Annotated in this window: 1 protein-coding gene and 1 pseudogene; both read right to left on the bottom strand. The window is 37.5% G+C overall.

Annotated features, from left to right (window positions below):
* Positions 1 to 923, bottom strand: a 923-nt coding sequence (locus R7E42_RS25380; protein WP_318073288.1) for an AAA family ATPase, incomplete at its 3' end; no start/stop codon positions are given.
* Positions 924 to 935: 12 nt separating this feature from the next.
* Positions 936 to 1078 (bottom strand): annotated as a pseudogene (locus R7E42_RS25375) (pilus assembly protein); the annotation flags it as partial.

The following is a 1078-nucleotide window of genomic DNA, read 5'->3' as shown; positions in this document are numbered from 1 at the left end:
AATGAACGTATATAACTGACCGCATGTTTTACTGAGGTCACATTCTGCTGCATGATCAAAAATATATGCGTGGCAGGGGAAACAATCTGTTGATAAACATGATCAACGCCATGAGACAAATCGACAATAATATGCGAATAAAACTGGCGAAGAATAGGCAAAAGCTTACTCACTTGAATGGCATGCTTATGGTTATTTCTTGGATCATTTTGACTAAAACAGAGGTAATTCAACCCAGAAGGATGTTGATAAACGAGACCTTCTAGTGACAATTCATCTAAATCGTTTACGGAATCAATTACATCGTTGATGTTATATTTCGGCTTACAGTTTAAATAATCCGCAGCATCACTGAACTGCATATCGAGATCGAGCAGCAATACTTTACTTTTGGCGTAACTTGAAAGTTCAATAGCCGTATTAGTTGCTAAGGTTGTCGCCCCAGAACCGCCTTTGGTATTGATAAATAAGGTCAAATCTCCCATTTTTTTGTTGGAGATTTTCTCTTCAGCCGTCGATTTCAACAACGGGTACAATTCACCAAGGTCTACCGAACGTGAGAAATAATCCGTCGCGCCGAGTCGCAGCGCCATTTTAAGTGAAGCGGTATCGCTTTCATCACCGAAAACAATTAATGCCGTATGGTTATGCTGTAAATTTCCATCACCAGAATAAACATGAGCCACTTTTTGTGCCCAGTTTTCTCCGGTTTCAATATAAATTAGATCAGGTATTGATTTGCTCTTAACCAAATCAATATTAAATAAATCCAGCTCTATCCAATCGACATTGACATTGACGCAACCAGATAATTCATCTGCTATATGAAGTTTAAAATTGGACGTAGAATAGACTACCCAAACAATCAAGTTTGTTTTTAAACTTTTATATGTTTCGTCATTTATTTTTACTGGTTTCAACATAAAGCTACTCCATTAGCAATCCGTAATAACATTGGCACCTTCAGGCCTTAGTATTCCTAAACTCTCGGCAGGCAATATGGTTTCAAAAGCTGGAGTACTCCCTACTGCATTAATTAAAGCAGCTAAAACAAAAAACTGAAAAGTATAATTAACCG

Origin of the sequence: Vibrio sp. Vb1337 (genome assembly GCF_033338715.1) — a bacterium.
Classification (GTDB): domain Bacteria; phylum Pseudomonadota; class Gammaproteobacteria; order Enterobacterales; family Vibrionaceae; genus Vibrio; species Vibrio alginolyticus.
The sequence above is the reverse complement of the archived record's forward strand: the minus strand, read 5'-3'. Positions and strand labels throughout refer to the sequence as shown.